The sequence below is a fragment of the Arthrobacter hankyongi genome (assembly GCF_022012395.1).
Lineage (GTDB): Bacteria > Actinomycetota > Actinomycetes > Actinomycetales > Micrococcaceae > Crystallibacter > Crystallibacter hankyongi.
The window spans coordinates 19,215-28,208 of record NZ_JAKLTQ010000034.1; the positions used below are offsets into that span (position 1 = coordinate 19,215).

Here is an 8,994-nt window from a genome sequence, read left to right on the forward strand (position 1 = left end):
TCGCTCAACCCATGCGACCGCAGGCCGCGCAAGAGTAAGGGCCATCGCCATGGCAATCCAGGAAACAACATCCGGACCGGCTGCCACCCAGCTGTGGTATGCGAAGGAACCCAGTGCCGTGGTTTCGATGCTGGGCACGGACGAGCAGTCGGGCCTTGCGGCCTCGGAAGCCGAACAGCGGCAGGCCCGGTACGGGCCCAACGCGATCGCCTCCGAGCGGCCTCCCTCGGCCTGGGCGGTGGCGCTGCGGCTGCTGCGCGACCCGATGAACCTGATGCTGGTGGGCGTCGTCGTGGTCAGCCTGCTCATCGACCAGATCCCGGTCGGGATCGTCGTGGCCCTGCTGGTGGTGCTCAACCTCGTGCTGGGGACCCAGCAGGAGCTGAAGGCCCGGGCCAGCGTCGACGCCCTGGCTAAGATGCAGATTCCGCAGGCGCGCGTCATCCGGGGCGGTTCGCTGGTCCAGCTGGATGCGACCCAGCTGGTGCCGGGCGACATCGTGAACCTCGAGGCCGGCGACCTGGTGCCCGCCGACGGCCGGCTGCTCCGGTCGGCCACGCTGGAAACCCAGGAGGCCGCGCTGACCGGCGAGAGTGCGCCGATCGCCAAGGATCCCAAGACGCTCGAAGCGGCCGACGTGGCGCTCGGTGACCGGACCAACATGATTTTCCAGAACACCGCCGTCACGCGCGGGACCGCGACGATGGTCGTGACCGAAACCGGCATGCAGACCGAAATGGGCAAGATCGCTTCGATGCTTTCGGCCGTGGAACCGGGCAAGTCGCCGCTGCAGCGCGAGCTGGACGGACTCACCAAGGTGATCGGCATCATCGCCTGGGCCGCGGTGGCGGTCATCATCATCATCGGGGTGGTCCGGGGGCAGGCCCTGGGCACGGTCCTGCTGGTCGGTATGTCGATGGCGATCGCGGCCATTCCAACCGGCATGCCGACCTTCGTGCAGGCGATGCTGGCCTACGGAGCCAAGCAGCTGGCCGAGCACAAGGCCGTGGTGAAGAACCTCAGCGATGTCGAGACGCTGGGGGCCACCAGCGCGATCAACTCGGACAAGACCGGCACCTTGACGATGAACCAGATGATGGTGCGCGAGCTGTACATCCGGGGCAACTGGTACAACGTGCAGGGCGACGGTTATGCCAAGACGGGCGCCATCCGGCAAAAGGCCGGCGAGCCGGTGCCCGATTTTACCCAGCTGGCGTACGGCCTGTGCCTGGACAGCGACGCCACCGTCTCGGATTCCGGCGAGGTCATCGGCGATCCGACGGAAGCAGCCTTGGTGGTGCTGGCAGCCAAGATGGGGGTCGACGCCGAAACGACGCGCCGTGCCTATCCGCGCGTCGCGGAGGTCCCCTTCGATTCCGCCTACAAATTCATGGCGACCTTCCACCATCTCCAGTTACCGGACGGGCCGCACTTCGTCGAGCTGGTCAAGGGCGGCCCGGACGTGGTCCTGGCCCGATGCACCAAGGCGCTGCAGCCGGACGGGCCGGTCGACCTTCAGGGCGTCCGCGGCGACATCACGGAAGCGAACGAATCCCTGTCCCGGAAGGGGCTGCGGGTCCTGGCCTTCGCCTTCCGGATCCTGGACGGCCGGGAGTCCGAGGTGACCGCCGGGCCGATGGGATTCGTGGAGGAGCTTGTCTTCGTGGGCATGGTCGGCATCATCGACCCGTTGCGGTCGGAGGCCGCGGAGGCCGTGCGCACGGCGCACGAGGCGGGCATCGACGTGCGGATGATCACCGGCGACCATGCGATCACCGCTGCCGCCATCGGCGCTGAACTCAAACTGGGTCCCGGGGCGATCAGCGGTCCGGAAATCCAGGCGATGTCCGATGAGGACCTGGTCAGGGCACTGCCCCGCCTCCACGTCTTCGGACGGGTGACGCCCCAGGACAAGTTGCGGCTGGCCCGGCTCATGCAGCAGGGCGGCGACGTCGTGGCCATGACCGGCGACGCCGTGAACGACGCCGCGGCGCTGAAGCAAGCCGACGTCGGCGTGGCGATGGGCTCCGGCAGCGAAGTGACCAAACAGGCCGGCAACATGATCCTTACGGACGACAACTTCGGAACCCTGGTCTCCGCGATCCGGCTGGGCCGCAGCATCTACGACAAGGTCGTTTCCTTCGTCCGGTACCAGATGTCGGCGCTGTTCGCGCTGGTGCTGCTGTTCCTGACCGCCAGCATCTTCAACATCAACCAGGGCGTCGCGCTGACCCCGACGATGGTGCTGTTCATCAACTTCTTCATCACCATTTTCCCGGTAATCGTCATCATGACCGATCCGCCGGCCCCGGATTTGATGTCCCGGCCGCCGCGGGATACATCGCAACCGATCACCAACGGCGGTGCCGTCACCCAGTGGCTGGTTTACGGGGTGGTCGGTTTCGCGGTGACCCTTGCGGCCCTGCTGCTGGCGCCCGGCCCGATGAGCGCCACCGAACCGAACGTGCCGTTGACGATGGCGTTCGTGGTGCTCGCGCTCAGTTCCATCTTCGGCGCCCTGGCCAAGCGGCGCGACCCGGAGTCCGGCCTGAGCGCGCCCATTATCAGCGCGCTCAAGATCCTCTCGATTCCGGTGCTCTTCACGGTGGCCGCGGTGGAGATCGGCTTCCTGCAGAACCTGCTGCTGACCACTTCGCTCAGCGGGGGCCAATGGCTGGCCTGCATCGGCCTGGCACTGATCGTCCCCATCGTCGTCGAACTGGACAAGGCCATCCGCCGCAGCCGGACCCGCCGCGGGAGCGCCGCCGTCCGGCCGGTCGCCGAGGTGGTCGGCGGCGGCGTCCGTCCGGTGCCGCGGCCGCTCACGTGAAAATATCGGCCACGTACCGACCATGGGTACGTTCCACCTCGTCCATCCAGGCGTTGGCGGCCGCCTCCGAGGCGCCGGTGGCCTCCTGGTAGATGCGCACGCAGGTGCCGCGGACCTGCGGCGCCATGTGCTTGCCGTCGCCGCAGACATAGACGGTGGCACCCTGCCGGACCAGCTCGACGACGTCGGCCCGGTCCGCCCACAGCCGTTGCTGGACGTATTTCAGGCCATCTTCGGGTGCGGCGGAAAAGGCCGGGCGGATCCCGAGGTTGGCCTCGCCGGCCCAGGCTTCCAGCTCCGCCCGGTAGAGGAAGTCGGTGTCCGGTGCCCGGCAGCCGAAGAACAGCAGGGCCAGCGCCGGCCTGATGCCCTCGGCCTGGGCCCGCAGCGCCCGCTCCTGGATGAAGCCGCGGAACGGCGCCAGCCCGGTCCCGGCACAGATCATGACCAGCGGGACCTCCAGCGACTGCGGCGGGTGGAACGCGGTGTTCGAGGGACGTACCGAGACTGCTACCTGCGACCCGGGCCGGGCCTGGGCGAGGTAGGTGGAGGAAACACCTTCGAAGGTGCCGCGGCCGGACCAGGCCGGAGCCTGGACGACGGCGAAGGTCAGGGTCGCATGGTCGGGGCTCCAGAGCGGGGACGAGGAGATCGAGTACCGCCGGGGGGTCAGCTGGGACAGCTGCTGCAGGAACGAGCCGAACGAGAGCTGGCATGACGGATAGGCCTCGAGCAGGTCCAGCAGGCTGACGCGCTTGTCGAGGATGTCCGCCGCGTGGCGCTCGCGGTCCTGGGCGAGCAGTTCAAGCTCCCGCCGGTGGCGAGGATCCGCGGCAACATCGGCCAGGAGTTCGAGCTGCGGCCGGGTGGCGGGTATCGAGAGTTCGACGTAGCTGCCCAGCAGTTCGCCCACGGCCACGGGCGTGCCGGTGGGCAGGAAGGTATCCCCGTGGTCCATGTTCAGCAGCACATGGGAGTCGTAGTCGAGGTCGAACCGGGCCAGGGCCCGCTGGATCAGCTCGCTCGGGTTCAGTGGCAGGACAGCCAGGTAGTCGCCGGTCCGGTAGCTCATGCCGTCGGGCAGCGCGACTTCCACATGCCGCTTGGACCGGGCTCCGGGCTTGGACAGGTCGACCAGTTCCCGGTTGGCGACGACGGTGCCCTGGGACAGCCCGTTCTGCCGCAGCAGCGGATCCCGGACATCGCCCACGAACTTGACGTCCAGCTCAGGCTGCGCGGCCGGGGAACTGGTGCTTTGCCCCAGGGCGGCATCCACGGCCGGCCAGAAACCCGCGTACCACTCCTCGAAGTCGCCGAAGAAATCCCCGCGGGCGTTGGCCTCGCCGCGGGGATAGATCCGCGCCGCGCCGGCGGCCTCCAGCCGGGCATCAACGGCCTTCGGCACCGCCTGGTAGGTTCGGGCCCAGTCCTTGTTGCCGTTGCCGAAAACGGTGTAGCGCACCCCGTCCAGCTCGCCCGGCTGCAGGCCCTCGGTCCAGATCACGAATTTGCGGGCATTGTCCGGCGGCTGTCCTTCATAGGAGGACGTCACGATCGCCACCAGCCCTTCCGCGGGCAGGCTGCCGGCGGCCTCGTCCAGCGGGGCGAGGCTGGGACTGTAGCCCCGCCGTCCGGCGTCGTTGGCGATGCGCTGGGCGAAGTCCTTGGAGGTGCCGGCATTCGACCCGTAGAGTACCCGGATCGGGACATGGTTGGCCGTGGCCGCCTCCGGTGCCGCCTGGGTCTGCTCGCTGCTTTCCTGCCCCGGAGGGCGGCCGGCGGCCTCGATCCTGACGTCCCGCCGGCGCACCTGGATGAACAGGCCCTCGGGCTTCATGGTCAGGGTGTGCTTGATCTGCAGCGTATAGCCAGGGTCCGCCGACGTAATCTCGAAGCGCTGCAGGAGCTTGGCTAGGAACAGCATGGCCTCCTGCAGCGCGAACCCGCGGCCGATGCAGGAACGCTGACCATTGCCGAAGGGCTTCCACGCATTGGCCGGGATGGCCGCTGCCCGTTCCGGGGAGAAACGGTCCGGGTTGAAGAGGTCCGCGTCCTCGCCCCAGGCCGCCTTGTCCCGGTGCAGCTGCGGGAGCAGGACCAGGATGGGCTGGCCTGCGGGGATTTCGTAGCGGCCGTCGAGCGTGGTGTCCTCGTAGGGGGCGACGTTGAACGCCGGCGCGGTAGGCCACAGCCGCAGCGTTTCCTTGAGGATCTGGTCCAGATAGCCCAGCCGGGGCAAGTGCTCGAACCGGGCACTTTCCGTGCCAAGCACTTCATCCACCTGGGCACGCGCCGTGGCCAGCACGTCCGGGTGGCGCAGCAGTTCGTAGAGGGCAAAGGACAGCAGCCCGCTGGTCGTTTCATGCCCGGCGATGAGGAAGGTGACCATCTGGTAGCGGATGTTCTCCTCGGACAACCGCTCGCCGGTCACCGGGTCGGCGGCGGTGAGCATCGTGTCCAGGATGTCTTCGCGGCCCGCCGGGCTCGGATTGCGCCGCCGGTCCCGGATGATCTGGTCGGCGACCTCGAACATCAGGGCATTGTCTTCCTGGAGTTGGTGCCGGCGGCGCAGCATGATCTTGTTCTGCACCGGCAGCCGGCGGGACCGTCCCCTGGATTCGACCAGGGCGCGGACCATGGCACCGACGAAGGGATGCATGTCCTCGCGGTAGAGGCTGTTGAAGCGGTAGCTGAACGAGCAGAGGGCGATGGTGTCCAGGGTCAGGCGCGTGGTGTTGTCCGGCACATCGATCCGGGCCGTGGGACCGAGCCGTTCCCACTTGAGCAGCAGCTGCTCGGCAATGTCGTCCATACCGTCGAACATCCGCTTCAAGGCCGCGGGCCCGAACGCCGGCATCAGGATCCGGTGCGCCTTTTGCCAGTTCGGTTCCTGCGTTTCCGCGGTGAACAGGCCGTCGCCGGCAAACTCCCGGACCTCGCGCAGCGAAACGCCCAGCACCTTGCCGAAGCGGGATTCGTCGCACACCTCGTTGACCAGCCGCTGCGAGGAGACCACGATGGTGGCCCGGTTGAAGAACTGGATGCGGACAATGGGGCCATACTGCTCGGCCACCTCGACCAGGCCGAAGACCCCTTTGCTGGCGTCGATATCGGGAAGATTCCCGACCAATGGATGCGGGGGAGGCTGGGGGATCGGAATGCTGGGCATGGTCATTGGCCCTCCTAAGCAGCAGCCGGCCGACGCGGGCGGACACTGCTTTCAGCCGGCCGGGCCAACCGGAACCTAGGATACGCCGAAGCCCCCGCGTCAGCTAGCAGCCGAGGGCCCCGCCGCGAGCGAAGCGAGCGGTGGGAGGCTGCGACGCGCTAGCGCCGGGGCCTGGCAGCTACCGGATCCGGGCGGTGGCGGCCGAGTACTTGCGCACCGTGGTGTAGCCACGCTTCGAGCCGATGACCCGGACCGTCATTTTGTCCTGCCGGTCCGCGGCGACCAGCCGGTAGGTCCTGTGCACAGCTCCGGCGATCGGCTTGCCGGAACGGTACCACCGGTACGTGAACTTCGTCCCGGCGCTCCAGCTTCCGGCCCGGGCGGTCAGGGTCCGGCCGGCCTTCGGCGTGCCGGTGACCGTCGGGGTGGCGGACTTGAGCTTGCCCGGGGCGACCGACCGGGTGCTGTGCGAGGTCCTGTGCTTGTCCGCATAGCCGGATTTCCGGCCGGTGACCCGGACCTTGATCGTGCTGCCGCGGTCAGCGGCCGTCAGCTGGTACGTCCGGCCGGTGGCGCCCTTGATCGCCTTGCCGGAGCGGTACCACCGGTAGGTCAGTTGGGTTCCGGCGGTCCAGCTGCCGGCCCGGGCGGTCAGCGTCCGGCCGACGGCGGGGGTGCCGCTGATCGCCGGCAGCGGTGCGGTGAGCGTGGCCCGGGCCGCGGGGGAGGAGCGCACCCCGAGCGCCGCCGCGGCGTCGGCCAGCCCCGCCCCGCAGCCTAGGGGGCAGGCGATCGGCCGCGCACCGGCCTTGATCCGTGCCTCCACCTGGTCCGGGGTCAGGGCGGGCTCCGCGGCGATCAGGAGCGCGGCCAGTCCCGCCACCTGCGGGGCAGCCATCGAGGTGCCTTCCAGGTAGCCGTAAGCCTCGTCCGCCGGCACGGTGGTTCCGCCGTTGAGCGTCGAGAAGATGGCGCCGCCGGAGCCTGCGGTGCTGTCCCCGCCGGGGGCGGTCACATCGACGGCGCTGCCGTAGTTCGAGTAGCCGGTCAGCTTTCCGTCCGGACCGCTGGCCGCCACCGCGATCACACCGGCGCAGTTGGCCGGGGCAGACTCCGCGGCCGGCCGGTGCGCGTTGCCGGCTGCGACGACAACGACGGCGCCGCGGCTGCGGGCGCGGTTGATGGCCGTCTGCAGCTGGTCCGGGCAGGGATACTTCCCACCGAGGCTGACATTGATCACTCGGGCCGGATGCTGGTTTGCCGGCACGCCCGGAACGCTTCCGCCGGCGGCCCAGACGATGCCGTCCGCCACGTCGGACGCCAGGCCGCCGCAGGCACCGATGGCGCGCACCGGTACGTTCCTGGCCCCGTACGCCACGCCCGCGATGCCCGCGCCGTTGTTGCCGACTGCATTGACGATGCCGGTGACGTGGGTGCCGTGCCAGGAGGATGGCTCCGTCTCGCACCAGTCGCCGTCATCCCGCGGATCCGCGTCGCGGCCGTCGCCGTCCCGGGCTTCGGTCGGATCGGCGACCATGTCGTAGCCGGGCAGCACATTGGCGGCCAGGTCACTGTGCTCGGTGATGCCCGTGTCGACCACGGCGACGACGGCCCCGTGGCCGGTCGAGATGCTCCAGGCTTCGGGTGCCCGCAGCCCGGCCGGCCCGGAGAGGGACCACTGCAGGCCCAACTGCGCGTCGTTCGGGAGCTTGGGCAGCTCGGCCGTGCGCATCACCAGATCGGCCTCGGCGTATTCGACGTCGGGACGGGAGTTGAGCGAATCGAGCAGTTCGGCTGCTTCGCCGTCATCGAGCCCGCGGCCCGTTTCGATCACCCGGGCGCCGACGGCGGTGCCGCGCAGTTCCGCCACTCCCACCCCTGGCGGCCGGTCCGCGGCGCGGTAGGCGCTGCGGCGCTCGCCGGCATCCATCCCCGCGCTGTCCTTGAACTTGACCACGAACCGGTCCTGGCCGGGCTCGACCGGCCGCGCTGCAGCACTCGCCGTCGCGGCGGGCTCACCGGCCGCCGCCGCAATGCCCACCGGAACCAAGGCGCCGCCCAGCAGGGCTGCGGAGATGAGCGCTGTGCCGAAGCCGAACCGCCGTCGCGGCGTTGCCGGCCCATCCGGGGCGCCGTGCTCAGTCATACGGACACGATACTGGCAACGCTGCATTCCGGCTGTGGACGGCGCGCGGGTATGCCGCCCACATTGCCGGACCGGCCACCGAGCCTATACCGGACACGACGGCGCACCGGCCGCAGCCGACGGCGCAGCAGGCGGGCGGACTTATCGGGGTGGCGTTTCAGGCCGCCAAGCCGGGCCGGACCGCAGGATCCAAGGGGCGCCGTGCTCGCTCCACGGCGCTCCGGGCTGTGAAAGGGCCCGGAGCAATTTGGCAGCCGGGTACCGGAGCGTGTACGCTGTGATACGCATCACTAACTGAATAGGCCTCTGAACTGCGGCGGGAGAGCCCTGCCGGCGTGAATATTCCACCAGCAGGCGCCGAAGGAGCAAATCCTCCCCGGGAATCTCTCAGGCACCTGTACCGCTGCGGCAAGGCCACTCTGAAAAGCAGTCCCGGTTTATCCAGCGGGGCGCACCGACGGGGCAAGCCGCGCCAGTTCGCGCAGGCGGAAACTCTCAGGTCAATGACAGAGCGGGGAGGAAAACATCCATCCGGCATACGCCGACTCTCTGTGGAGTTCCCCCTGATCCAGCACTTCAGCCTCCAGCGATCCTCCGTGTGCCTCCGCGCCCGGCCGCCGGGCAACGGACGACAGTCCGGCAGCCTCCGGCGCCCGCCGAAAAAGGTTCACAACATCACTGTGTCATAACGGATTAAGAACGTGCCTGCCTCAACGGCGAGGACAGGTGCCTAGCTGCGCGCCGGTGTCGATGATCGATGCCTGCGGGCGGCCCAGCAATAAGGAAGAGAGAAATCTGCATGTCAGTTCGGAATTCCGGAAATACTCCGGTCAATCCGTCCAGCTCGGA

3 protein-coding genes and 2 riboswitches are annotated in these 8,994 nt (G+C 68.8%); of the genes, 1 reads left to right on the forward strand and 2 read right to left on the reverse strand.

Annotated features, from left to right (window positions below):
• Nucleotides 1-49: 49 nt before the first annotated feature.
• Complete coding sequence (locus tag LVY72_RS23680) at nucleotides 50-2,830, forward strand: cation-translocating P-type ATPase (protein WP_237827358.1); 2,781 nt, start codon at nucleotides 50-52, stop codon at nucleotides 2,828-2,830.
• Here the strand turns inward: LVY72_RS23680 and LVY72_RS23685 are convergent.
• Nucleotides 2,823-6,005 carry a bifunctional cytochrome P450/NADPH--P450 reductase gene (locus LVY72_RS23685; RefSeq protein ID WP_237827359.1) on the reverse strand — a complete coding sequence of 1,061 codons (3,183 nt, stop codon included), beginning with the start codon at nucleotides 6,003-6,005 and terminating at the stop codon, nucleotides 2,823-2,825. The genes LVY72_RS23680 and LVY72_RS23685 overlap by 8 nt on opposite strands.
• A gap of 172 nt (nucleotides 6,006-6,177) precedes the next feature.
• A complete protein-coding gene (locus LVY72_RS23690; RefSeq protein ID WP_237827361.1) occupies nucleotides 6,178-8,145 on the reverse strand; it encodes a S8 family serine peptidase in 1,968 nt (655 codons plus the stop codon).
• A 307-nt stretch (nucleotides 8,146-8,452) separates the two neighbouring features.
• Nucleotides 8,453-8,558, forward strand: a riboswitch (glycine riboswitch).
• Nucleotide 8,559: 1 nt separating this feature from the next.
• A riboswitch (glycine riboswitch) is annotated at nucleotides 8,560-8,665 on the forward strand.
• Nucleotides 8,666-8,994: the final 329 nt, after the last annotated feature.